This is a genomic window from Rhodococcus sp. EPR-134, assembly GCF_001647205.1.
In the GTDB taxonomy this organism is placed as follows: domain Bacteria; phylum Actinomycetota; class Actinomycetes; order Mycobacteriales; family Mycobacteriaceae; genus Rhodococcus_F; species Rhodococcus_F qingshengii.
Genome location: NZ_LVCT01000629.1, coordinates 1 through 1,204 on the forward strand (window position 1 = coordinate 1; position 1,204 = coordinate 1,204).

Consider the following 1,204-nt stretch of genomic DNA (forward strand, 5'->3'; position numbering starts at 1 on the left):
ACCCGCAACCACCGCGAAACCCGCAGCAACAGCAAACACACTCAGACCTGCAACTGCACGACGTGCAGAACCTACAGACATAGATTTTCCTTCTCGAGAAGTGAGGGATATGGGTGATGCCCCACCACCTGAAGCGGGCGGGGCATCACCGGGTATCGATTGCTAGGAGCCGAAGATGTTGCCGAGGCTGCCGAGCGAACCGGTGCCGTTGCCTGGTTCTTCACCGTCGACGGGTGCGGCGATCTGGACGGAGACCTGATCGGACGATGCCGTCACCGTGCCGGCGCCCGAGTACTCCGCCGCGACAACTCGCTGCCCTTGAGTTGCGGGCTTCCACGAAAGGCTGGCCTTTCCGGATGAATCGACCGTGGCCGTGCCGATGACGGTCTCGCCGTCCTTGAAGGTGACTGTGCCACCCGCATTGGCGGGGCTGATTTGAGCGGAGATCGTCTGGGCAACGCCGACCTGGCCCGCTACTACGCTGAGATCTGTTGTGGAGCTTGTTGTTCCGGCGGGCTGTTCGGCGACTGTCACATTCGCGGTGGTACTCGACCCGGTGACACCGGATCGACCGGCGAATACGGCTTCCACCGTCTGTGCACCGGCGACCGTCGGAACCCAGGCATAGGTCGCTTCACCGTTGCCTGCCACCGGCACCGAAGCGAGCACCGTTCCGCCGACCTTGAACGTGACCGTTCCACCGGTGCCCGACGCGGACACAGTCGCTTTGAGATTGGTCGACTTGCCGACCTGCGCGCCCGAGATCGGCGCCAGAGTCGTGCTGGACTGAGCATCGGCCTGCGAAACGTTCACGATCAGCGCTGCCGAAGCGGAGCCGACGGCACGCGCCGTGTCGGCGAACTTCGCTGTGATCGAGTGGTCTCCACGGGTGGTCGGTGTCCAGGCAAGTGTTGCAACACCATTGGCGAGGGTACCCGCACCAATCTTGGTGGCGGCGTCGAAGAACTCCACCGAATCACCGTCGGCACCACCGGTCACCGTCGCGCTCAGCGTCACCGGTTGCCCCACCTGAGCGCCACCGACGGGCGCAAGTGCTGTCGTCGAGACGTTCTTCTGAATGTTGACCGAAGGACCACGACCATTTGTCGTGTCGTCAACGAACACCGTCCCGTCGAAATGCACCGTCGTCGACAAATCAGTACCACGAGCACAATCCGCACCGACGCGATACTGGAATTCGAAC

Annotated in this window: 1 protein-coding gene; it reads right to left on the reverse strand. The window is 62.7% G+C overall.

Features of this window, described 5'->3' with window-relative positions:
• Positions 1-162 precede the first annotated feature (162 nt).
• Positions 163-1,204, reverse strand: a 1,042-nt coding sequence (locus tag A2J01_RS27700) for an Ig-like domain-containing protein (RefSeq protein ID WP_064114013.1), incomplete at its 5' end; no start/stop codon positions are given.